Consider the following 22,419-nt stretch of genomic DNA (forward strand, 5'->3'; position numbering starts at 1 on the left):
ATGCAGGGGCCACTGACAGCTCCGATCAGTCCGGCGGGGAGTTCCGGAACTGGAACTGGACCCGTACGTCATCGTCGAGCCGCACCATGATGGTGGTGCCGCCTGCGCTCCAGGTGTCGGGCACCAGGAACATCCGGTCCTCGCCCTGGATCAGCAGCCTCAGTCGCCAGTAGCGGAAGCGGTACTCGTCCTCACCGGCATCGGCTCGGACGACCTCCTGGACGCCGGCGCCGGCAGGGATGTAGAGCCGCTCCTTGGTGTCGAGGACGACGCTGGGCAGGCTGCGCAGGTTGCGGGCCTGCTCCATCGCCAGGCCACGCCCGGTCCACTGCGCGGTGGTGGCGGTCGCCCAGATCACGCAGGCGGCCACGCCCACCCAGAGCAGCACGATGCGCGGTTCGAGCCGGCCGCCCAGTCGCAACCGCAGGGCGTACGCCACCAGCGCCGCGCCGCCACCGAGCAGGACCGGCGTCACCAGCGAGTAGTAGGCCCAGCCGCCGACGAGGGTGAAACCCGCCAGCAGCACCGTCCCCGCCGCCAGCAGAACCAGCCCGGCGCCGAGGACGGCCGTGACCAGCCGGCGGAACCACCCCGCAGTGGCATGCCCGCGGACCCAGCGGTGCAGGGCCACGACCGCGACGCCACCCAGCACCAGGACCAGCATCGGGGTCAGCAGCGGCTGTGGGCTGCGCATGACGTACGCGCGGGTGCTGAGCCCGATGACATCGACGTCGAGGCCGAAGTAGTCGTACTGGGCGCGGGCGGCGACGTACCCGAAGTAGAAGAGGACGGCGCTGATCAGGGTCACCGGCGCGACGAAGCTCGTCGCCAGGCTCACCCAGCGATCGACCCCTGACGGCGGCGTCTCGGGCATGACTCAGCCTGATTCGCTCGAGTGCGTCGAGTCTTCCGACTCTTCCGACTCCTCCGACTCCGTCTCGACCTCCGGCGCGTCCAAGAACACCTCGGTGTCGCCGCCCTCGGCGTCCTCGAGCACGCAGGGCACGGCATCGCAGGTCATCTCACCGCTGAGCCGGAGCACGGCGTCCTCGCCCTCCTGCTCATCGGTCCACGGAACCAGGGAGAGCATCGCGACCTGGCAGCTGAGCGAGTCGGCGGTGAAGACGAATCCATCCAGGCAGGATGCGCCCTCGCACGACGCGTCGGCCGGCTCGAAGACATCCGGGTCGACGACATAGCCGGTGACCAGGACCGAGACGCCCTCGGGGACCGACGGGTCGTCGCTCGGCCAGAGCCAGCTGACGTCGGCGCAGACCACGCCGGGAGTGCCGTCGAGCGGGTAGGACCCACCACCGATCGGGAGCGTCGGCACGGCCACCACCGGCTCGTCGGGATCGGTCGGGTCGTCGGGATCAGGATCGACCTGCCCGTTCGTCGCAGAGCTCGCGTCGGTGAGTTCCACCTCCGACCCTTCGTCGCTCGAGCCGCAGGCGGAGAGGAGCAGCAGCGTGCTGGCGATGCCAGCGAGGAGTGAACGACTCATCCACATGATCAACACCTCCTGAGAGTTAGGAGGTGTTGCCGCCGACCGCTGATACGGCCGGGCAGGGCGCTCATGACGGCCCGATCGGGCACCACCAGTCGGGGGCCGAGGTGCCGGCTTCGAGCAGGCCGGGATCCGCGAGGGCCTCGTCGCGCCGCAGTCCGGGCACGATCCGGAAGTCGATCGATCCCGGCTCGCTCACCAGCGCGAGCACCCTCCACAGAGACCGGGCGTAGTGCTCGGCGCGGTCGGCTCCGTCCCACTCGTAGATGCCGCGGTAGCGGCCCTGCTCGTCGGCGGCGAGCCAGAGCTTGGAGACGAATCCCGGGAACCCCACGAACAGCGGGGTGTTCAGCCAGCTCTCCCACCGGAACAGGACGTGCCCGCGGCCGCGGACCAAGCGGAGCCGGAAGCACACGACCAGCAGGCACGCCTCGTGAGGTGCCCGTGAGACCGCTGTCTCTCGATACACCTCACCGGTGGTCCCGTCTGCGAACCGCAGTCGGCGGCCGACGTTGATGCGCGGCCAGTGCACCGCCCGCGTGGTCAGCATCCGCACCGACTCGAGGACGCAGCGAGCCACCGCGCGCCACGCGGTCGATTGCGGCAGCGGACCTGATCGTGCGCCGACGGGGGTCGAGCTCGGTCTGTCCGTGTTCATCGGCTGATCCTTTCGTCCGGCGGGCGCGACGTGCTGCTTCCAACACAACGCCACGACGACGTGGCCGACGAGGGGCCTTCGTCATCGCGGTGTGTGACCGACGTCCGTCACGCCGCTGAGCTGCTCGTCCGCTCCCGATCAGGAGCTCAGGAGCAGGGCGCCGTCGGGCACCGTGGTCCAGCCCTGCGCCTCGGACAGCGCCCGTGCGCTGCGCCTGAGCACGTCGAGACCGGGGTGGTCCAGATCCGCACGCCAGCGCATCGTCCAGGGGAACAGCGCGGCGGGCTCGACGAGCGGACGCATGACGAGGCCCTCGACCGGCGGCTGGCTCTCCAGGGCCAGGCCCGGCGCACCGTGCAGCCGCAGGTGCGCGCCCAGCTCGGCACCGCCGAGGACGTGGGGATGCCCGTCGGTCGGGTCCACGCCGAACGGCGCGAGCAGCTGCCCCATCGCGCGGGCCCATGCGGGAGTCACGTGGTCGCCGGAGCGCGTGCACACCTGGGCCGTCCGGAGGGCCTCGAGCGGGACCGCGTCGAGCGCGGTGAGCTCGTGGTCGTCGGGCAGCAGCACGACGATCCGCTCATGACGTACCGCCTGCCGGCGCGGGGCCGAGGCGCCATGCGGGGTGGCACCGAAGCCGACGTCGGCCCCGACCACCGTGTCCGCGGATCCGCCGCCGTAGCGGACGATGAACTCGATGTCGGGGGCCGCTCGCCGAGCCGCGTCCAGTACGCGGGCAGGCGTCGTTCCCGGCGCGACGGCGTCGACGACGAGGCTGCCGGTATCGGCACGCAGGTCGCGTACGGCACGGTCGTGCAGCGCGATGAGCTCACGCGCCCGGTCCAGGAGACGACGGCCCTCCGGCGTGAGTGCGACCCGGCGCGAGGAGCGGTCGAGGAGGCGGACGCCCGCGGCGTCCTCGAGCCGGCGTACGTCTCGGCTGAGCGCCTGCTGGGCGATGAAGAGCCGGTCGGCGGCACGCCCGAAGTGCAGCTCCTCCGCGACCGCCACGAAGCGGCGCAGGAGCCTGATCTCGAGGTCGCCCGCCACGGGCCCATTCTGTCCGGTCGGCGAACCGGGCGAGAGCGGATCGACAACAGAAGTGCGTCGATCCGTGCTGTGCCGGTGTTGGACGCGCGTCCGGAGCCGCGAGCAACCTGGAGGCATGTCGTCATCCAGGGAAAGCACGCGCGTGATCACTGCGCTGCACGGTGGGGTGGGCATGCTCGTCGCGGTCTGGGGCGCGGGGCTTCCCGTCCTCGACGCCCGCGTCGACCTCGGTCCCACGCGACTCGGTTTCCTGCTCCTCGCTCTCGCGCTGGGCGCGGCGATCGCGATGCCGTTGGCCGGACACCTCGCCCACCGCTGGAGCGACGCCACCGTGCTCCGCGTCGCCCTCCCCACCGCAGCACTCCTCCTCGCCGCGATCGGCGCGATGCGCACGGCCGAGCCGATGATCGCGCTCGCCGGCGTCTTCGGCCTCTGCTGCGGCGCCATCAACGTCGGGCTCACCTCGCGAGCCACGGCCGCCGAGCGCGCAGCGGGACGACCCGTGATCGCCCGGATGCACGGATTCTGGACGCTCGGCGCCGTCCTCGGATCCTCGGCACTGGCAGCGGCGCTGCGCGCCGGCGGGGACAGCCACCTGCTCCTGCCCGCGGCCGCGCTGAGCGCCGGCACCGTGCTCACTCTGCTGGCACTGCGGCTTCCGGCGGCCGGCACCGATCCGGGCGATGCCGCGGATCCGGCGGCTTCTCCGGGGCCGACCCGCGCGGCGAACCCGGTTCTCCTCGGCGCCGGTGCCGTGGCCGCCGCTGCCTTCGTGGTCGAAGGTGCCGCCACCGACTGGGCGGGGATCCACACCACTCGCGTCCTCGGCGCGGACCCGGCCGCCGGAGCGACGATGTACGCCGTCTTCTTCGCCGCGATGACCGCGGTCCGCTTCGCCGGAGACCGTCTGCGCGACCTGGTCACCGCACCGATCCTCGTGGCCGCAGCAGCCGGGGTGACGATGCTCGGATTCGTAGTGGTGCTCCTCTCCCCCACCGCCCCCGAGGCGTCACGGGTCGTGGTCGCGACCGGAGGATGGGCGCTCGCCGGCGCGGGCACGGCCCTCGTCTGGCCGATCGTGATCGGCAGCCTGGGCGCCACCCGGATCGACCCGCGACGGCTCTCGGTCGTCACCACGATCGGATACCTCGGCGGGTTCGTGGGCCCCGTTCTCATCGGCGGGCTCGCCGCCGGGGTGGGGCTGGCCGGCGCGATGGTGCTCCCCGCGGTGCTCACGGTCCTGCTCGCGACCGCCGCGCCGCCGCTCGTCTCCCGGCTCCTGCGCCCAGCCCAGACCCGACCACTGCCATCACCGATACCGACACCGAGGAGAACGCCATGCACGCACCCGTCCAGATCGACCTGCCCGAAACACGCCTGAGCTACCAGCTCCGCGGATCCGGGCCTGCCCTCGCGCTCGTCGGATCGCCGATGACCGCCGAGGAGTTCGCGCCGCTCGCCGATGCGCTGGCCACCGGCCACACCGTCCTGACCCACGACCCACGTGGCCACGGCGGGAGCGTCCTGGCCGATCGGTCCGTCGGCTCCACTCCCGAGCAGCGCGCGGACGATCTCGCCGAGCTCGTACGCCGCACGGGCCTGGGACCCGTCGCGATCCTCGGCTCCAGCGGCGGTGCCGTGACGGCCCTCGCCTTCGCCCAGCGACATCCCGAGCTCGCCACGACGATCGTGGCGCACGAGCCCCCGCTGCTGGAGCTTCTCGACGACCGGGAGGAGCAGCGCACGCTGACGGACACGATGAGGCGTCGTCACGCCGACGGCGACGTGATCGGCGCGTGGGGCATGTTCTTCGAGCAGGCGAACATCGTCGTGCCGGACGGCATGCTCGAGGCGATGTTCGGCGGCGAGCGCAGCTCGAGCGACCTGGCGGAGGAGGCGTTCTGGTACGCCGACGAGTTGCCCGCGTCCGTGCGGTGGGAGCCGGACGAGGAAGCGCTGCGCCGAGGCCCGCGGATCGTCCTCGGCATCGGCGAGGAGTCGGCCGGTCAGCTGTGCGAACGTACGACCGAGGCGCTCGCCGCGCGGCTCGGACTCACCGCGACGCGGTTCCCCGGCGACCACACCGGTTTCGTGGACCATCCGGAGGCCTTCGCCGAGCGGCTGAAGGACGAACTCGGCTGACCGAGCGGCGTCCCGGCGTCGTTCGGTGGTGTGGGCGGCCGCCGCCAACCCTGGCGGCCCCGCCACTGTGCACTGTGCCCGGCGCCGACACGGTCCGGCAAGCGTCTTGACCTCGCCGGAGCGACACTTCCTCGATCTGAGCGATGCCGACGAGCACCGCCACTGACACGCTCGAACGAGCGAAGGCAGCGGGCGATCGGAGGCCGACCCATGCGGCACATCTTCTACACCGGTAACGGCACCGCGCCCCCGGGCGTCGCGCGCCCCCACGTCGGCCGCTTCTTCACGGTCGAGGACGATGGTGCTCTGCGCTACTTCCGATATGACGGGTTCGGCGAGCTGGACCCGACGGGCGCGAACGGCTTCGTGGGAAACGGCTCAGGCAACCAGGTCGGCCGAGGCTTCGACCACTTCCTCCACGTCCTGGGCGGCGGCAACGGCATCGTCCTCGCGGTCGCGCCGAACGGAGACCTCACCTGGTTCAGGTACACCGGAGCGGGCGAGCACGACCCGTCCGGAACGAACGGTTTCGTGGAGAACAACCCCGCCAACGTGATCGGCAACGGCTTCCACAGCTTCCGCCACCTGTTCGTCTCTCCCCGTGAAGGACAGACCACGGCGACGACCATCTTCGCCGTCGCCGAGAACGGTGATCTGCTCTGGTTCCGGTACGAGGGCCACGGCGAGCACGACCCCACCGGGGTTCGCGGATTCCCCGGACCCAACCAGGGCAACCAGATCGGCAACGGCTTCCTCGGCTTCCGCCGCATCGTGGGCGTCGGCGACGGCGCGTTCATCGCGGTCCGGGACAACGGCGACCTGATCTGGTTCCGTTACACGGGCAACGGTGAACTCGATCCGTCCGGGACGAACGGGTTCGCGGAGAACAACTCGGGCAATCAGATCGGCAACGGCTTCGACACGGTGCGCCACCTGTTCGGCGGGCTGACCGACCGCCCCGGACTCGAGGGTCAGGCAGCGCCTGCGCGCGTCTTCTACTTCGTCGACGCGAACGGCGACCTGCGCTGGCTCCGCTACGGCGGCAACGGCGAGCAGGACCCGACCGGGTCGTTGGGATTCGACGGACCCCATCAAGGCAACCAGATCGGCAACGGCTTCTCCGCCAGCAGGATGGACACGACCAACATCCCGCGCGACCCGGTGGATCGCCTGGGATCAGCCATCGAGTCCGCCAACCAGAAGTGGGAGGCGTTGCCGGAGGAGGAACGGCAGGAGCCCGAGTCGCTGCCCGCGCCCCAACCGCTGGGAGTCCTGTGCTCGCAGTACAAGGAGTCGGCCGCCCTCATGCACGCCGAGGCCAGCAGCGCCAGCCAGGCCGGGTTCGCTCAGCTCGCGGAGGTCGCCACCGAGCTCGCGCACGAGTACGACGAGTTCGTACGCATCGCCTGTCCCCCACCGGTCGAGTGACCCGACCCCTCCCGTCGGCTCAGGTCGAGCCGGCCAGCTCAGCGAGCCGGGCGAGCGCGGGCTTGGTGTGCTTCGCCAGGCGTTCCCGCGCGTCGTCGAGGGCCGGGGATCCGGGATGTCCGGGCGGGATCCGAGCCGGGTTGAGCGCGACCCCGTCCGACCAGGCCTTGATGTCCGGCTCGGACGAGAACGACATGGCCGCCTGGGTGCCCAGGAGGTTCATCAGCGCCCAGGTCGCCATCGAGTCCGGGAACGGACTCGGCGGGCAGAGCCGGTTCTTCTGGGCGTCGGTGTCGCGGGTGGCCTCGACGTAGCCGGTGACCGCGGCGCCGAAGCAGGGGAAGCCGGCACGGATCGGCTGCAGCGTGATCGCCTCAGGGCGCCAGACGGGGAGCAGGGGCGGATACTTCAGGCCGTCCGCGGCACAGTGCACGACCAGGGCGTCCTCGGCGACGGCGACGGATCCGTCGACGAAGGTGAGGGAGCCGCGGTCGACCTGCTGGATGTGGCCGCGGCGTACGACGTTCTCGACCGTACGCAGCTTCTCGAGCTCCCACGTCGCCAGCGTCGGCGCCTTGGCCATCGTCGGCATGACCGACCGGTCGATGCGGAGCATGATGCCGGCGTCCTCGAGCCCGAGGAACAGGTCCTCGGGCGAGGTCGACTTCTCGGCGATCTGCATCGTGTCGGCGGCCATGCCGAGGAAGATCGCGGGATCGGGCTGGATGAGGGCACGGTTGAGCATCCACGGGTCACGTGGCCGCACCCAGCAGATCGCGTCGGGGTCGACGCCGTGCGCCAGCAGCCAGATGCACGCGTCGGTCGCGGTCTTGCCGGAGCCGACGATGACGTACTGGCTCGGCGTCTCCTCGAGCCGGGCGAGATCGTTGACCGGCAGCACGCGGGCGCCGTCGGCCACCGCGAACGGCGGCGGCTTCTCGGCCGGGATGCTGGGGGCCAGATAGCGGGCGTCGACGATCCGGGCGCCGGGCATCTCGAGCCGCTCGCCGGAGATGCGCGAGACGACGGCGCCGTCACCGACGTAGTCGCTGTTGGAGAAGAACTCGACCTTGCCCGACTCCACCATCCGCTCGAGGATCCGTGCGTAATAGGCGCAGATCTCCGGCTGGTTGGCCCTCTCCTGAAGACCCTCCTCGGGTCCGCGCTGCTGCAGCTGCCCGCCACCGAGCAGGGTCGAGGCGACGCCGTAGAAGGCCGAGGCCTGATGCAGGCGGACGAACGGGTACGCCTCCAGCCAGTGCCCGCTGACACCGTGGCGTCGGTCGACCAGCGCCACCCGCACGTCGGCGTGGTCGATCAGAGCGTCGGTGAACGCCATCCCCATGGCGCCGGCACCCACCACGAGATAGTCGACCTCGACCGTGCGGCTCATGTCTCCAGCCAAGCACGGCGCCGAGGTTCGGGGTCAATAGGCAGATGGGCTATACCCGGTCTCGGGCACACGCGACGAGTGCTCCGAGGTCGAGCCCGTACCTCGGGCCACCGCCTCGCTCGTACGTCTCCAGCCGCCGCGCCGCCCGCTCGATCAGCCGCGAGGCACCGACGGCGTTGCCGCGCTCGTGATGGGTCAGGCCGACGCACAGCTGGGCGAGACCCTGCCACAGCTCGCGCTCCTCCTCCGGGCACGACTTCCACCGGACCTCGAGCGCCTCGTGGGCGGCGAACGGGCGCCCCTCGTCCAGCAGGCTGCGGGCGTACGCCAGGGTCTCCGCCGGCGGGAGCGGCTCCTCGGAGATGGGCTCGACGCCGACCTCGCCGTACGGCAGGGGGCGGCCGAGCGCGTCGCGGGGTCGGGCCTGCTGTGCCCGCCCCTGTTCGTTCCGGTCGCGATCGCTCACCATCTCAGCCCTCCTCGGCTCCCACCCTACGGACCCGCTGAGATAACCGATTGCGCGGGACGGCGGGGCGGGTGAGTCTCGGGCCATGGAGTTCTTCTGCTATCACCGCGACCGCCCGGGGTCGACGCCGCTGCGCACCCAGATGGTGGAGGAGCACTGGACGTACATGGACCGGTTCGCGGCGACGATGATCGCCCGGGGCCCGACCTTCACCAGCGACGAAACCCTGACCGGGAGCGTGCACATCCTCGACCTTCCGGACGCGACCGCGGCTCGCGCGTTCGCGTTCGCGGAGCCCGGCTACCAGGCCGGCGCCTACCGTGACGTGCTGTTGCGGCGGTGGCGCAACACACTCGGCCGCACCATGTGGGACTTCGGCGACGGCCGGCCGGACGGCAACCGCTACCTCGTCCTCGGCTTCTGCGAACCGACGACGGACGACATCGACCTGCCCGGCGGCGAGGAGCTGATCGCCTGCGGACCGCTCCTGTCCGACGACGGAGCCGTGGTGGTCGGGGCGGCAGTGCTGCTGGCGGCCGCCTCCGCGGACGACGCACACGGAGTCCTCTCCCCTGTTCGCTTCACCGCGATCGAGGTCCACCAGTGGGACTTCGGCGGGCGACCCGCCTGAACGGGCCCCACACGCACGAAGTGCCCCGACCGCAGCTGCGGTCGGGGCACTTCGTGGTCAATCAGGAGACGCGGACGTTCTCGGCCTGCGGGCCCTTGGGGCCGGCGGTGACGTCGAACTCGACCTTCTGGTTCTCGTCGAGCGACTTGTAGCCGTTGCCCTGGATGGCGGAGAAGTGAACGAACACGTCCTCGCCGCCGCCGTCCTGCGCGATGAAGCCGAAGCCCTTGTCAGCGTTGAACCACTTGACGGTTCCCTGAGCCATGATCTTTTCCTCTGTTCGGTGCTAGGGACACCGTGCCCCTAGCCGCTGAAGACATCCATCTGTGCTGATGTCCAGCGAACCGAAAACCAGATAAGAGATACAAGCCGCGACGTGGTGTGCGGCCAGGACGGCTTACAGAGCCGTCCCTTCAACGAGATCAACAGTACGGCACCGGGACCGGGATCGTGGCTTCCACGATCCCGGTCTGCCGGAAGCTTTCCCGGAAGTTGGACATCAGGATTGTGTGATCTGTGATCACAATCTACGGTGTGATCAGCCCCACTCTCCCGACGACGAAAGCGATCCGATGACTCCGACCGACCTGAAGCCCGCAACCGTCCAGCGTGCCACCGGCGACAGCCTGCTCACTCCCGCGGACCTCCCGCCGGCCGGACACTTCATCGACGGCTCGTTCGTGACGTCGCAGGCGGCCGACACGACCGAGGTCGTGGACCCCTCGACCGAGCGGGTCATCACCCAGGTGGCGAACGGCACCGCGGCCGACGTCGAGCGCGCCGTGACCGCCGCGCGGGCCGCCCAGCCGGCGTGGGGTGCGCTCCTGCCCAAGGCCCGCTCGGAGATGCTCCACCGGATCGCCGACCGGATCGCCGAGCACGCCGAGGTCCTCGTACGCCTCGAGTCCGCCAACACCGGCAAGCCCCTCTCGGTCGCCCAGGACGACGTCGACGGAACCGTCGACACGTTCCGCTTCATGGCGGGTGCGCTGCGGGCGACCACCTCGATGGCAGCCGGAGAGTACGCCGAGGACCACCTCTCCCTGATCCTGCGCGAGCCGATCGGCGTGGTCGGGGTGGTGACGCCGTGGAACTACCCGCTGCTCATGGCGGCCTGGAAGATCGCGCCGATCCTGGCGGCGGGCAACACGCTGGTCATCAAGCCCTCCGAGCAGACCCCGCTGTCCACGCTGAAGCTCGCCGAGCTGCTGGCCGACATCGTCCCCGCAGGCGTCCTCAACGTCGTCACCGGCCTCGGCCCCGTCGTCGGAGCCGGCCTGACCGCCCACCCGGAGGTCGACATGGTCGCCCTGACCGGATCGGTCAACAGCGGACGCGCGGTGGCACGCGGTGCGGCCGAGAGCCTCAAGCGCGTACACCTCGAGCTCGGCGGCAAGGCACCCGTCGTCGTCTTCGCCGACGCCGACCTGAAGGCGACCGCCGAGGCGCTGCGGGCGGCCGGCTTCTACAACTCCGGGCAGGAGTGCGGCGCCGCGTGCCGGGTCCTGGTCGAGGAGTCGGTCGCCGACGAGTTCGTCGCCCTCTTCAGCGCACAGGTCCAGGAGATCGTCGTCGGCCAGCCCGGCGCGGGCGACGACGTCGAGATCGGCCCGCTGGTCTCCAAGGCGCACTACGACCGCGTCGCCGGTTTCCTCGAGCGGGCGGCGCAGGAGGGTGTCCGCGCCACCGTCGGCGGCGCCGCCCTCGAGGGAACCGGCTACTTCATCGCCCCGACGGTCCTGGTCGACGTACCCGAGGGTGCCGAGTGCGCCCGCGACGAGATCTTCGGCCCCGTCGTGACCGTCGAGACCTTCTCCACCGAGGAGGAAGCGATCCGCCGCGCGAACGACACCCCTCTCGGCCTCTCCGCCTCCGTCTGGACCGAGAGCGGCCGCCGCGGCCACGACGTCGCCCGCAGGCTCGACGCCGGCACGGTGTGGGTCAACGCCCACCTCGTCCTCGCCAACGAGGTCCCGTGGGGCGGCTTCAAGGGGTCCGGCTACGGCCGCGACCTCTCCCTCTACGCCCTCGACGACTACTCCCGCACCAAGCACGTCATGCACAACCACGCCCGTTCCTGACGTCGGCCGCCATCGCACCTCCGGATCAGGCGGTGTCCGCGAGTCTCCCGAATCCGCTGCGGTGAAAGATGAGGGGGTTGCCGGTGCCGGGGTCGGTGACGGCGTGCAGCTGCAGGAGCACGATGATGTGGTCACCTGCCTCGACCTCGCGGTAGACGGTGCAGTCGAACTGCGCCACCCCCTCGTCCAGGCCGACCGCGCCGTTCTCGGAGATGCTCAGGGCGATCCCGTCGAAGCGGTGCTCGACCGGCCCGGCGAGCTGACGGCAGACCTCGTCGTGATGGTCGGCGAGCACGCTGACACCCAGGTGCGAGGAGCGACGTAGGTCGGGCCAGGTCTTCGACGTCGTGGCGACCGAGAAGGAGACCAGCGGCGGATCGAGACTCACGCTGGTGAACGAGCTGGCGGCCAGGCCCGTCAGCGCTCCGTCGACCTCGGCGGCGACGGCGACCACCCCGGTGGGGAAGACGCCGAACGCCTGACGAAGGGCGGCAGGGTCCAGGTCCTGGTTCGTCCGCAGGGTCGTCATGACCTGGTCCCGAGCAGCGCGGCGACCTTCGGCGTGGTCACGATGCGTCCGATCGGGTCGGTTCGTCTGCCGCGTAGACGATGGCGGGCAGGTCGCTGCCGAGCTTGAGGGACTCGAGGAAGAGGATGATCGTGGCGGCGACCGACCGGTGCGAGAGGTCGTTGAGGATGTCATGGCGCCCGCCGGCGACGAGACGGCGGCGGACGCCGGGCGCATCGGCGTACGCCTTGGTGACCTGCTCGGCCGCAGTGACCGGATCGGCATCACCGTGCACGACCAGCACCGGCTTGTCGGGGACCGGGAGGGTCAGCTCGGACCATTCGCCGCCGAGGCCGCTGGCCAGGGTCCCTCGGCCGAAGGCGCCGTCTTGTCCGATCACGTTGCGGTGGACGGGACATGCGCTCCGGGCCTCGATCTCCTCCTCCCAGCCGTCGATGGCGGCGGACTCGGGCAGCACGATTCCGGCGATGACCGCGGCATCGGCGGCCACCTGGTCGACCAGCGTGGCGGCCAGGGTCGCGCCCGTGTCGCTGCCGACCAGGACCTTCGGTGCGGGCAGGGCCGCATCGGCCAGGTGCTGTTCGATCTCGGCGCGCGCTGTGGTCACGTCGTCCAGGTCGGCCTCGACGAGACGTACCTTGTAGGCGTCCGCGGAGATCCGCCTGCCGAAGCGCTGGTAGGTGGCCGCGGTCTCACCGCGTCCGGTCAGCAGGATCAGGGTGCCGCGTGGCGTACCGCCGGGCGGCTCGTCCCAGCCGCTCGCGCTGCTCGCCTCGGAGGTGATGGTCATGTGTGCTCCAATCGGTGGTGCGGGTCGGACTCGGATCAGACCGCGACGCTCGGTCGGGCCGCGCGGTGGGCGAGCTCCTGGCGAACCAGCGGGAGCAGGTCGCGGCCGTAGTCGATGGCGTCCTGGAGCGGGTCGTAGCCGCGGATGAGGACGGTGTTGACCCCGATCTCGACGTAGTCGAGGATCGCGGCGGCCACGGTCTCCGGTGAGCCGACCAGGGCGGTGGAGTTGCCTCCGCCACCGACCGCGGTGGTGGTGGGGGTCCACAGGCAGCGGTCGTGCAGGTCGCCTGATTCGGCGACGGCGAGCAGCCGCTGCGATCCGGCATTCTCCGGGGCCGAGCCCTGGGGATGCAGCTTGTTGACCTTCTGCTTGAACTGCGAGCCGATCTCGCCGTTGATCGTGTCCAGGATGGCGTGCGCGCGCTCCCAGGCCTCCTCGTCGGTCCTGCCGAGGATCGGCCGGAAGGAGACCGAGACCCTGGGGCGCCGCGTACGTCCGGCGGCGGTGGCCTTCTCGGTGATGGTGGCGATCTGCTCGCCGGTCTGCTTCAGCGGCTCGCCCCAGAGCATGTAGGTGTCCGCGTGCTCGGCCCCGACGCCGTAGGCCGCGGGTGAGCTGCCTCCGAAGAAGAGCTCGAGGTGGCGGTCGCCGTAGGGGAAGACCTGCGGGGTGAATCCCTCGAAGCGGTAGTAGGTGCCGTCGAAGTCCCGTGGACCCTTGGTGTCCCAGGAGGCACGCAGGATCTGGAGGTACTCGTCGGTGCGGGCGTAGCGCTCGTCGTGGGGGACGTAGTCGCCCTCGCGCCGCTGCTCGACGTTGCTGCTCCCGGTCACGATGTTGAGCGCGACCCTGCCCTTGGTGAACTGGTCCAGCGTGGTGAAGGTCCGCGAGGCGAGGGTCGGGTGGACGACGCCGGGCCGGTGGGCGATGAGCAGGCCCAGCCGCTCGGTGTGAGCGGCTGCGTACGCGGCCACCTGGGTCCCCTCGGACCAGCCGGAGCCATAGCCGATGAGTACGCGGTCGAAGCCGCCGTCCTCGTGCGCCTTGGCGAAGCGGGCGGTGTATTCGGGGTCGATGACGGTGCCGTCGGAGGGACGGATCTCGGAGGCGTCGGCGGTGCCGATCATGCCGAGGATCTCGACGTCGTCGTAGTAGGTCATGCTCGGTCCTTTCGTCAGCCGGCAGCTGCCGGTTGGGCAGCGCCGGTGGAGGTGGTTGCGATCTGGCTGGGCCACGTGGTGGCGGCGTGACAGGCGGCGGTGCGGTCGGCGGTGCCGGAAAGCGGCGTCGTGAGCGGTTGCTGGTGGCAGGCGTCGTGCGCGAACCGGCATCGGGTCAGGAACACACAGCTGTCCGGACCGCCCTTCGGTGGCTCGGCGCCCTGTTCGAGGCGGAGATCGGCCGGCCGGAGCCGGTCCTCGTGGGCGACCGAGGGCGCGGACGCGGTCAGCAGCCCGGTGTAGGGGTGCGCCGGCCTGGTCAGGACCTCCTCGACCGGTCCGCTCTCGACCAGACGGCTGCGGTAGAACACCGCGATCCGGTCCGCGACACCGGCCAGCGAGGACAGGTCGTGAGCGATGATCACGACCGCGAGGCCGAGCTCGCGGCGAAGCCGGTCCAGCAGGCTGAGGACGAGATTCCGGTTGGAGACGTCGAGCGCACTGACCGGTTCGTCGCAGAAGAGCAGCTGGGGGCGGGTGACGATCGCGCGGGCGAGCGCGATGCGTTGCCGCTGGCCGCCGGAGAGCTGGCGTGGGAGCCGGTCGTGGATGGTGCTCGGGTCGAGGCCGACGAGCCCGATGGCCTCCTCGACCCGAGCGCGCTGCTCGCTGCGGGGCACCCCGGCGATGGCAAGCGGCTCGGAGACGAGCTGGTCGACGGTGAGGTCGGGGTCGAGAGAACGCAGCGGGTCCTGGAAGACGAGCTGGATCTGCCCACGTCGACGGAACCCACGCAGCGCGGATCCTTGGAGACCGCCGATGTCGACGCCGTCGAAGGTGATGGTGCCGGTGGCAGGGGTGACCAGGCCGACCGTGGCTCTGGCCAGGGTGGTCTTGCCGGATCCGGTCTCCCCCACGATCCCGAGGATCTCGCCGGCGCGTACGTCGAGACTGACCTCGCGCAGCGCGGCCCCGGTGCCGAGCCCGGTGCCTTGCCGTGGGAGCGCGTAGCTGACCGAGAGGTCGGTGATGCGCAGCAGCGGTGTGCTCATGCGGTGGCCTCGATCCGGTCCTGGACGAGAACGGCACCGTGCTCGGTGTCCAGCTCGTCGAGACGTACGCAGCGAGCGCTGCGCCCCGGGCCGATCTCGGTCGTCGCGACCGGAGCGCTGACGCACGCCTGGGTGGCGTAGCGGCAGCGCGGCGCGAACCGGCAGCCGGGCATCTCCTCCCCCGCCGGGGGCGGCTGGCCGGGGATGACGTCGAGGGTGCGGCGCGTCCAGTCCCCGATGGTGGCGACCGCGAGCAGCGCCCGGGTGTAGGGGTGCCGCGGGTCGGTGAGCACCTGCTCGGTCGGGCCGGACTCGACGATCTCGCCGCCGTACATGACCAGGATCCGGTCGCAGGTCTCGGCGACCACGGCGAGGTCGTGCGTGACCAGCAGCAGGGAGAGCTCGTGGTCGCGACGCAGCCGGGCGACGAGCTCGAGGATCTCGGCCTGGATCACGACGTCGAGGGCGGTCGTGGCCTCGTCGGCGATGAGCAGCTCGGGCTCGCAGGAGATCGCGATGGCGATCAGGACGCGTTGGAGCATGCCGCCCGAGAGCTGGTGGGGGTAGAGGTGGAAGACGCCGGCGGGATCGTGGAGACCGACCTCCGTGAACAGGCCGACCGCTCGCTCACGGGCCTCGGTCCTGCCGAGGCCTCCGCGTACGCGGAGCTGCTCGACGAGCTGGCGGCCGACGGTGATGCCGGGATTGAGATAGGAGCCGGGGTCCTGGAAGACGGCGCCGATCCGGGACCCGCGGACGCGGTCCCAGACGGTGCGTCCCGCCGCGATGAGGTCGACACGGTCATCGCGCTCACCGAGCACGATGGACCCGCGGTCGACCTCGCCGGTCTCCGGCAGCAGCCCGAGGACGGCTCGGCAGGTGAGGGTCTTGCCGCTACCTGACTCGCCGACCAGGCCGACGGCCTCGCCACGGCGGAGCTGGAAGGAGACGCCACTCACTGCGACGAGGTGGTCACCGACGCTGACGTGCAGGTCCTCGACCTCGAGGGTGCGGGGGCTGGTGGCGTACGTGTCGTAGTCAGGCTGCGACATCGATGGTCTCCTTCCGTTGGAGCCTGGCGACGAGGCCGGGCCGGCGGCGGCGCGGGGATCCGGCGTCGCGGATGCCGTCGGCCAGGATGTTGAGGGAGCCGACGGTCGCCATCATGAGCAGCGCCGGGAAGATCGGAGCCCAGCTCTGCTGGGCGAGGTAGCCGAGGTCGGCCGAGAGCATCCCGCCCCAGGTCGGCGCAGGTGGCTGCACTCCGATTCCGAGGAACGAGAGCGACGCGACCACGAGCAGGCTGGCGCCGGTGGCGTGCGCCGCGGCCACGGCGACGTTGGGAAGCACCTTGCTCCAGATGTGCTTGCGCAGGGTCCACCACTGGGTGGCGCCCATCAGCTCGGCCGCCTCGACGTACTGCGTCCTTCTCAGACCGAGCGCCACCGCCCGGGTGACCCTGAAGAACATCGGGCTGATCAGCACCCCGACCGCCACCATGGCCTGCTGCAGGCCGTTGCCGATGGTGCCGGCGACGGCGATCGCGAAGACGGTGAACGGCAGGATGATCAGGGTGTCGGCGATCCGCAGCGAGACCCACTCGCCGACCCGTCCCATCCACGCCGATGCCAACCCGGACGGGACGCCCAGGACCGCGGCGATCACCACCGCCTCCAGGGCTCCGACCACGGAGAGCCGGGTCCCGGCGAGGAGCCGGGAGAGGACGTCGCGACCGACGTAGTCGGTGCCGAGCAGGTGCTTGGCCGACGGTCCTTGGAGGACCTCGTCGCTGAACTGCCTCAGCGGGTCGTACGGAGCGACGGCACCACCGAAGACGACCAGGAACGTGATCACGCTCAGGGTGGCGAAGGCGAAGCGGCTGGCGGGCTGCGCCCACAGAGCCTTCAGGGTCCTCACCCGAGACCACCCTTCGCCGGCTCACGGCGGGAGGCCGGGTCGAGAGCGGTCTGGGCGACGTTGACGACCAGGCTCGCCAGGACCACCACGACGGCGGTGACCAGGAGAGTGCCGAGAACGACCGGGACGTCCCCCTTCTCCGAGGCCTGCAGCGCCAGCTGGGCGATGCCGGGCAGCCCGAAGAGCTTCTCGGTCATCACGGCGCCGCCGATGACCAGCGGGATCGCGAGGCCGATGACGGCCAGGGCGGGAGCAGCGGCGTTGCGGAGAACGTGGCCGAAGAGGACTCGCCTGCGACTGAAGCCGCGCATCTGCGCACCGATCGCGTAGTTCTCCCGCAGCGCCCCGACCAGCGAGGTACGCAGCTGTCGGGCGATCGAGGCGGCCACGTCGAGACTGAGCGCGAAGGAAGGAAGGATCGCGAAGCGGAGCCATTCGGCGGGGTCCTCCTGGATCGGGACGTACCCGCCGGCCGGGAGCAGGTCGGCCTTGACCGCGAAGACCACGATCAGAGCCATCCCGATCACGAACGGCGGCAAGGTGCCGAGCAGCGAGCAGACGATGGTGACCGTTCGGTCGAAGATCCCGCCGTTGCTCAAGGCCGCGCCGATCCCGGCGGCCCCTCCGATCAGGATCGCCAGCACGATCGCGAGCAGCGCGATGGACAGGTCGACAGGGAGCGCCTGGGCGATGCTGTCGGAGACCGGGACGGTGGTGAACCAGGAGACCCCGAGATCACCTCGCACCGCGGAGCCGAGCCAGTCGGCGTACTGGACCACGAGCGGCCGGTCCAGACCGAACTGATGGTCGAGCCTGGCGATGTCGGCGTCGGTCGCGGTCTCACCGAGCACCGCTGCCGCCGGGTTGGTCTTCGCCATCGCCCCGAGCGCGAAGGTGATGACCGAGGCCAGGAGCAGGACTGCCGCGGTGATCGCCACCAGATTGAGGATCCGCCGCGCCCAGCTCCCGACGGCATCGGCCGTCGGCCGTGCCACGACCGGGTTCGTGGCCTGGGCCACGCTCACGAGGTCGTCACTCCCTCGAACCGCTGCAGGCTGGGTGAGGCGGGCAGCTCGGAGACCTTCTTGCGGACGATGATCCGCGGGGCGTTGTAGAGGAAGGTGTTGGGGAAGCTGGTGATCGCGATCTTCGTCGCCTCCTGCAGGATCGCCGGGTAGGCGGGGTCGTCGGTCGGCGTCGCCCGGACCTTCTTGAGCTGTGCCTCCAGGGCGGGGTCGGTGCGGCGGCTGGGGTTCATCAGCCCTTCCTTGCCGAAGAGGACCTGGAACGCCTGCACCGGCGACTCGCGACCGGCGAAGCCGTCGTAGGTGAGCGCCTGGGAGTGCTCGATGTAGACCAGCTGGGTGTGCTGGGTCGCCGGGATCGACTTGATCGTGAGCTCGATCCCGACCTCCTTGAGCTGGGCCTGGATCAGCTCGACGGCGGCCACGGGCTGTGCGCTGGTGAACTCGCCCTTGACGGTGCCGGTGTGGCCGGCCTCGGCGAGGACCTGCTTGGCCTTCTCCGGGTCGTAGTCGTAGATGCCCTCGAGCTCGGGGTTGTAGCCGACGTACCCCTTGGGGAAGGGCTGGTAGTTGACGTCACCGATGTCGAAGTTGGCGACCTTCTTGATCTTCTCGCGGTCGATGCCGTACTTGAGCGCCTCGACGACGGCAGGGTCGTCGAAGGGCTTCATCCCGGCGTGTACGTCGAGGCACGAGACGAACATCGAGTCGAGGATCTGGACGTCGAGGCCGGCCTGTTCGGCCTGCTCGACCTGGGCGCCGGAGATCCGGGCGACGTTGAACTGGCCGGACTGGACCGAGGCGACGGCGGTGGCCGGATCGGGCTGGGGGTAGAGGTGGAACTCGTCGACCTGGATCTCCTCGGCGAGCTGGAAGTGGGTGTTCTTGACCAGCTCGGCATGGTCGTTCTCGACGAAGGTGGTCAGGCTGAACGGACCCGACCCGGCCGGTGCGGTGGCCAATGACGCGGGGTCCTTCTCGAAGGCGGCCGGGTTGACGACCATCCCGGTCTTCCCGGCGAACAGCGCGGGGATCTGGTAGTCGACCTCTGCCAGGTCGAGCACCACGTCGACGTCGCCGGAGGCGGTCACCTTGGTGATCCCGATCATCTGCGGCGCGATCAGCGACCCGTCAGCGGTCCGGCCGCGCTCGATCGACTTGGCCACCGCGGTGGCATCCAGCGGGGTGCCGTCGCTGAACTTCAGGTCCTTCTTCAGCGTGAACGTCACCCGGGTGCCGGTCGGGTCGTACGTCCACTTCTCGGCCAGCCACGGCACCGGGTTCCCCTTCTCGTCCAACCCCGTGATGCCTTCGTAGACGAGAGCCAGCATCTGTACGTCGGAGCCGGCCGAGGACGTCACCGGGTCCCAGGTGGTGGGCAGCTGCCAGGCCCAGGTGATCCGGGCGCCGGCGGCGCCGGCACCGGTCTCGGACCCACAGGCCGCCAGCGCGAAGGCGGCCGCGGCGCCGAGGCTGATCCCGAGCAGGCCGCGCCGGGTCATGGCCATAGCGGGGGTCGGGGACGATGCGAGCGGGTTGTCGGTCCGGGTGAGTGCCTTGTTGGCCATGGGGTGATCGATCTTCCTGTGTGTCTGACGGTCAGGTACGTGTCGTGGCGCCCGAGCGCGTCGGGGTCAGCTCGGCTGAGCGCGGCGAGCGACCGTGTGGCGGTTCTCCGGGATCGGCAGGCCGAGATTCCCGCGCAGGGTGGTGGCTTCGTACTCGCGACGGAAGACGCCCCGCTCGGCGAGGATCGGGATGACCTCCTCCACGATCCGCCGGAAGTTGGCGGGGTGATCGACGCCGATGTTGAAGCCGTCGCAGGCCCGCGCCTCCCACCACTCCTGCAGCCTCGTGGCGACGGTCTCGGGGCTGCCGACGAACTCGGACTTGCGGAAGACCCGGCTGGCCTCGACGGCCTGCCGAAGCGTCCAGCCGTTCGCGACCGCACGCTCGGTGATCCTCGTGGCCTGGGTGAAGAAGGACCGCTCGCCGTGCGCGAGCGCCTGGGCCGGGAACGGCGCGTCGAGGTCGTACTGGCCGAAGTCGTGCCACCCGAAGGGCCGGCCGAACTCGGCCAGCGCCTCCTCGAAGCCGTGGTCACGCTCGTGGTTCGCGGCCTCGATCTCCCGAGCCTCCTCGTCGGTGTCGCCGACGACCACCTTCACGCCCGGCATGATCACCAGCTCCTCCGGATCGCGGCCGAAGCTCTTCGCGCGCGTCTTGAGGTCGTCGTAGAAGGCCTTCCCGCTGGGGACGTCAGGGGCGTGGGTGAAGATCCCCTCCCCCACCGAGGCGCCCAGGTTGCGTCCTTGGTCGGAGTCACCGGCCTGGAAGATGACCGGATGACCCTGCGGGCTGCGCTGCAGGTTGAGCGGGCCGGCGACGTCGAAGTAGGTGCCCTCGTGGTTGAGGGCGTGCTGCTTGGCCGGGTCCAGGAAGGTCGCGGTCTCACGGTCGCGTACGAACGCGTCGTCCTCGTAGGAGTCCCACAGAGCTCGGGCGAGCTCGACGTACTCCTGGGCGCGGCCGTATCGGGTGTCGTAGTCGTAGTGCTCCTCGAGTCCGTAGTTGGTCGCGGTGCCCGCGTCACCGGTGGTGACCACGTTCCAGCCGGCGCGACCGTGGCTGATCAGGTCGAGGGAGGCGAAGCGGCGCACGAGGTTGAACGGGCTGTTGAAGCTCGTGGTCGCGGTGCCGACCAGGCCGAGGTGTCTGGTGTGGGTGGCCACCGCGGACAGCAGGGTGAGGGGTTCGAGCCGGTTGAGGTAGTGGGGCGGGCTGTGCGGGGTGATGAACTGGCTGTCCACGATGAACATCAGGTCGAAGCGGCCCTGCTCGGCCAGCTCGGCGATCCGGATGAACCAGTCGATGTCCACACTCGCGTCACCGGGGATCTCCGGGTCGAGCCAGAGCCGGTGCTGGCCCGGGCCGCCGGTGCCGTACGGAACGGCGCCGAGCTTGATCGTCCGTCGCGACATGCTGCCTCCCTGATGGTCGAACCGTGGCCTGATGCCGGCCACGGCAGCCCTCCGTTTCAGAGAGCCTTATGTCTATGAGTTTGATAGACAAAAGGTGCTCGGTCCAACGACGTTCCACGATGTTGAACCATCACGAACGCTCATCAATTGTGTATTAGTCTGATCGACATGAGTCGGAATCTGGACATCGCCCCGCTGCGCAGCCTCGTCGCTGTCGCGGACTTCGGCGGATTCCAGCGCGCCGCCACCGCACTGCACCTGACCCAGAGCGCCGTCAGCCAGCACGTACGCCGCCTGGAGTCAGTGATCGGCCGCCCACTGGTCGAACGGCACGGCCGCGGCTCACGGTTCACCGCCGACGGCGAGCTGCTGCTCACCCAGGCACGCCGGATCATCACTCTCCACGACGAGACCGTCGCGGGATTCCTGCCCGGTGGCGTCAGCGGCCCGACGACCATCAGCATCGGGTCGACCGAGCATGCCGCCGCCCAGCTGCTCCCCAGCCTGTCCACGGCCCTGGCGCAGACGGTGCCGAAGCGGGACTTCCGGTTCCGGATCGACCGGGGCAACAAGCTGCGCGACGGCCTCGCCTCCGGGAGCATCGACCTGGCCCTCCTCCTCCAGCAGGCCGACGACCCCAAGGCCATCTACGTGGGCGACCTGACTCTCGCCTGGTTCGCCTCCCCCGTCTGGCGGCGCCCCACGCCCTCCGAGCCGGTGCCCGTCGTCGCCTTCGACGAACCGTGCGCGCTCCGGAGCCGAGCGCTCGACACGCTCGCCGAGCACTCGATCCCGGCAGCCATCGGCGCCGAGGCCTTCCAGCTGGCAGGCGTTCAGGCGGCCGTCGGCGCCGGCCTCGGGGTAGCGCTGATGGCTACTCTCGGAGAGGTACCCGACGGTCTGACGCCGGTGACGAACCTGCCACCTCCCGACCCGCTCCCCCTCTACGTCAGCGCCCGCCCGGGCCTGCCCAAGGAGACGGCGACGCAGGTCGCCTCCGTCCTCCGGCCACTGCTCACCACACCCAGGAACGACACCGTCCTCACACTCGCAAAGGGAGCCTGATGCCCGCGATTCACATCCCCGCCGGATCCTCGGACGGCGAGCACATCCGGACCCCCAGCGGGGTCCTGGTGCCGGCCGAGATCGACCCGTTCCACCGGCACCTCCACCACATCGCCCCCGCCGGCCTCGTCGACCAGACCGGGCAGACCTCGGGGATGAGACGCCTCGAGGCGGTCAGCGGCAAGACCGTCGGCGCGAAGAACCTGTGGATGGGCCAGACCCACGTCCCGGCCTCGACCGCCTCGGCCAACCACCACCACGGCGCCTCCGAGACCGCGATCTACATCGTCTCCGGGAACCCGGTCTTCGTCTTCCTCGACGTCGAGGGCGAGGAGCCCGTCGAGACCCGCGTGGAGACCAACCCCGGCGACTACATCTTCGTCCCCCCGTGGGTCCCCCACCGCGAGGAGAACCCCGACCCGGACTCCGAGGCCGTCGTCGTGATCGCCCGCACCACCCAGGAGGCGATCGTCGTCAATCTCGACGGGCTCGACTGGTCCGAGGTACGCCTCACCGAGGACGCCCAGACCTAGGACCCCGT

General features: G+C 70.4%; 23 protein-coding genes. 7 read left to right on the forward strand and 16 right to left on the reverse strand.

Annotated features, from left to right (window positions below; all coding sequences use genetic code 11):
• Positions 1 to 25: 25 nt before the first annotated feature.
• The 4 genes from ACIRON_RS18130 to ACIRON_RS18145 form a co-directional block, all read right to left on the reverse strand.
• Complete coding sequence (locus ACIRON_RS18130) at positions 26 to 874, reverse strand: hypothetical protein (protein WP_402994026.1); 849 nt, start codon at positions 872 to 874, stop codon at positions 26 to 28.
• 3 nt (positions 875 to 877) lie between these two features.
• Positions 878 to 1,504 (reverse strand): hypothetical protein, encoded by a 627-nt coding sequence (locus ACIRON_RS18135; RefSeq protein WP_402994028.1) that lies wholly within the window; start codon positions 1,502 to 1,504, stop codon positions 878 to 880.
• A gap of 70 nt (positions 1,505 to 1,574) precedes the next feature.
• Positions 1,575 to 2,165, reverse strand: a complete 591-nt coding sequence (locus tag ACIRON_RS18140; RefSeq protein ID WP_402994030.1) for a hypothetical protein — start codon at positions 2,163 to 2,165, stop codon at positions 1,575 to 1,577.
• A gap of 138 nt (positions 2,166 to 2,303) precedes the next feature.
• The gene (locus ACIRON_RS18145; RefSeq protein WP_402994032.1) at positions 2,304 to 3,215 is read right to left on the reverse strand and encodes a LysR family transcriptional regulator; all 912 of its coding nucleotides are present in this window, start codon (positions 3,213 to 3,215) and stop codon (positions 2,304 to 2,306) included.
• 142 nt (positions 3,216 to 3,357) lie between these two features.
• On the opposite strand from ACIRON_RS18145, the gene ACIRON_RS18150 reads away from it, so the two are divergent.
• The 3 genes from ACIRON_RS18150 (at position 3,358) to ACIRON_RS18160 (ending at position 6,785) form a co-directional block, all read left to right on the forward strand.
• Entirely contained in the window at positions 3,358 to 4,596 is a 1,239-nt protein-coding gene (locus tag ACIRON_RS18150) for an MFS transporter (protein WP_402994034.1), read from the forward strand.
• Positions 4,554 to 5,357 carry an alpha/beta fold hydrolase gene (locus ACIRON_RS18155; RefSeq protein ID WP_402994036.1) on the forward strand — a complete coding sequence of 268 codons (804 nt, stop codon included), beginning with the start codon at positions 4,554 to 4,556 and terminating at the stop codon, positions 5,355 to 5,357. The genes ACIRON_RS18150 and ACIRON_RS18155 overlap by 43 nt, the downstream gene beginning before the upstream one ends.
• Positions 5,358 to 5,567: 210 nt before the next feature.
• Positions 5,568 to 6,785: a hypothetical protein gene (locus ACIRON_RS18160; protein ID WP_402994038.1), complete on the forward strand. Its 1,218-nt coding sequence runs from the start codon at positions 5,568 to 5,570 to the stop codon at positions 6,783 to 6,785.
• Positions 6,786 to 6,804: 19 nt separating this feature from the next.
• Here the strand turns inward: ACIRON_RS18160 and ACIRON_RS18165 are convergent, their stop codons facing one another.
• On the reverse strand, positions 6,805 to 8,178 hold the full coding sequence (locus tag ACIRON_RS18165) for a pyridine nucleotide-disulfide oxidoreductase (protein ID WP_402994040.1): 1,374 nt from the start codon (positions 8,176 to 8,178) through the stop codon (positions 6,805 to 6,807).
• A gap of 49 nt (positions 8,179 to 8,227) precedes the next feature.
• Entirely contained in the window at positions 8,228 to 8,647 is a 420-nt protein-coding gene (locus ACIRON_RS18170; protein WP_402994042.1) for a DUF309 domain-containing protein, read from the reverse strand.
• Positions 8,648 to 8,729: 82 nt separating this feature from the next.
• Between ACIRON_RS18170 and ACIRON_RS18175 the strand changes: the two genes are divergently transcribed.
• Positions 8,730 to 9,275: a YciI family protein gene (locus tag ACIRON_RS18175; RefSeq protein WP_402994044.1), complete on the forward strand. Its 546-nt coding sequence runs from the start codon at positions 8,730 to 8,732 to the stop codon at positions 9,273 to 9,275.
• Between the two features lie 61 nt (positions 9,276 to 9,336).
• Here ACIRON_RS18175 and ACIRON_RS18180 read toward each other — a convergent pair whose 3' ends face one another.
• Positions 9,337 to 9,540, reverse strand: coding sequence for a cold-shock protein (locus ACIRON_RS18180; protein WP_091046756.1), 204 nt, complete (start codon positions 9,538 to 9,540; stop codon positions 9,337 to 9,339).
• Positions 9,541 to 9,847: 307 nt separating this feature from the next.
• On the opposite strand from ACIRON_RS18180, the gene ACIRON_RS18185 reads away from it, so the two are divergent.
• Positions 9,848 to 11,356, forward strand: a complete 1,509-nt coding sequence (locus tag ACIRON_RS18185; protein WP_402994046.1) for an aminobutyraldehyde dehydrogenase — start codon at positions 9,848 to 9,850, stop codon at positions 11,354 to 11,356.
• 25 nt (positions 11,357 to 11,381) lie between these two features.
• Here the strand turns inward: ACIRON_RS18185 and ACIRON_RS18190 are convergent, their stop codons facing one another.
• From ACIRON_RS18190 to ACIRON_RS18230, 9 genes are all read right to left on the reverse strand, one after another.
• Complete coding sequence (locus ACIRON_RS18190; RefSeq protein ID WP_402994048.1) at positions 11,382 to 11,885, reverse strand: flavin reductase family protein; 504 nt, start codon at positions 11,883 to 11,885, stop codon at positions 11,382 to 11,384.
• A 37-nt stretch (positions 11,886 to 11,922) separates the two neighbouring features.
• Positions 11,923 to 12,675 carry an alpha/beta hydrolase gene (locus tag ACIRON_RS18195; RefSeq protein WP_402994050.1) on the reverse strand — a complete coding sequence of 251 codons (753 nt, stop codon included), beginning with the start codon at positions 12,673 to 12,675 and terminating at the stop codon, positions 11,923 to 11,925.
• 35 nt (positions 12,676 to 12,710) lie between these two features.
• A complete protein-coding gene (locus ACIRON_RS18200) occupies positions 12,711 to 13,838 on the reverse strand; it encodes an LLM class flavin-dependent oxidoreductase (RefSeq protein ID WP_402994052.1) in 1,128 nt (375 codons plus the stop codon).
• Positions 13,839 to 13,852: 14 nt separating this feature from the next.
• Positions 13,853 to 14,890 (reverse strand): ABC transporter ATP-binding protein, encoded by a 1,038-nt coding sequence (locus ACIRON_RS18205; RefSeq protein ID WP_402994054.1) that lies wholly within the window; start codon positions 14,888 to 14,890, stop codon positions 13,853 to 13,855.
• Positions 14,887 to 15,942, reverse strand: coding sequence for an ABC transporter ATP-binding protein (locus tag ACIRON_RS18210; RefSeq protein ID WP_402994056.1), 1,056 nt, complete (start codon positions 15,940 to 15,942; stop codon positions 14,887 to 14,889). The genes ACIRON_RS18205 and ACIRON_RS18210 overlap by 4 nt, the downstream gene beginning before the upstream one ends.
• On the reverse strand, positions 15,929 to 16,807 hold the full coding sequence (locus ACIRON_RS18215) for an ABC transporter permease (protein WP_402994058.1): 879 nt from the start codon (positions 16,805 to 16,807) through the stop codon (positions 15,929 to 15,931). The genes ACIRON_RS18210 and ACIRON_RS18215 overlap by 14 nt, the downstream gene beginning before the upstream one ends.
• Positions 16,804 to 17,832: an ABC transporter permease gene (locus ACIRON_RS18220; protein ID WP_402994060.1), complete on the reverse strand. Its 1,029-nt coding sequence runs from the start codon at positions 17,830 to 17,832 to the stop codon at positions 16,804 to 16,806. The genes ACIRON_RS18215 and ACIRON_RS18220 overlap by 4 nt, the downstream gene beginning before the upstream one ends.
• Positions 17,829 to 19,400 (reverse strand): ABC transporter substrate-binding protein, encoded by a 1,572-nt coding sequence (locus tag ACIRON_RS18225; protein WP_402994062.1) that lies wholly within the window; start codon positions 19,398 to 19,400, stop codon positions 17,829 to 17,831. Before ACIRON_RS18225 ends, ACIRON_RS18220 begins: the two co-directional genes overlap by 4 nt.
• A 66-nt stretch (positions 19,401 to 19,466) precedes the next feature.
• The gene (locus tag ACIRON_RS18230) at positions 19,467 to 20,813 is read right to left on the reverse strand and encodes an LLM class flavin-dependent oxidoreductase (RefSeq protein WP_402994064.1); all 1,347 of its coding nucleotides are present in this window, start codon (positions 20,811 to 20,813) and stop codon (positions 19,467 to 19,469) included.
• A gap of 168 nt (positions 20,814 to 20,981) precedes the next feature.
• Here ACIRON_RS18230 and ACIRON_RS18235 point away from each other — a divergent pair, with 168 nt between their 5' ends.
• Both ACIRON_RS18235 and ACIRON_RS18240 read left to right on the forward strand, forming a co-directional pair.
• Positions 20,982 to 21,878 carry a LysR family transcriptional regulator gene (locus tag ACIRON_RS18235; protein WP_402994066.1) on the forward strand — a complete coding sequence of 299 codons (897 nt, stop codon included), beginning with the start codon at positions 20,982 to 20,984 and terminating at the stop codon, positions 21,876 to 21,878.
• On the forward strand, positions 21,878 to 22,411 hold the full coding sequence (locus ACIRON_RS18240) for a cupin domain-containing protein (protein ID WP_402994068.1): 534 nt from the start codon (positions 21,878 to 21,880) through the stop codon (positions 22,409 to 22,411). The genes ACIRON_RS18235 and ACIRON_RS18240 overlap by 1 nt, the downstream gene beginning before the upstream one ends.
• Positions 22,412 to 22,419: the final 8 nt, after the last annotated feature.

The sequence above is a fragment of the Nocardioides sp. NPDC101246 genome (assembly GCF_044767415.1).
Taxonomy (GTDB): domain Bacteria; phylum Actinomycetota; class Actinomycetes; order Propionibacteriales; family Nocardioidaceae; genus Nocardioides.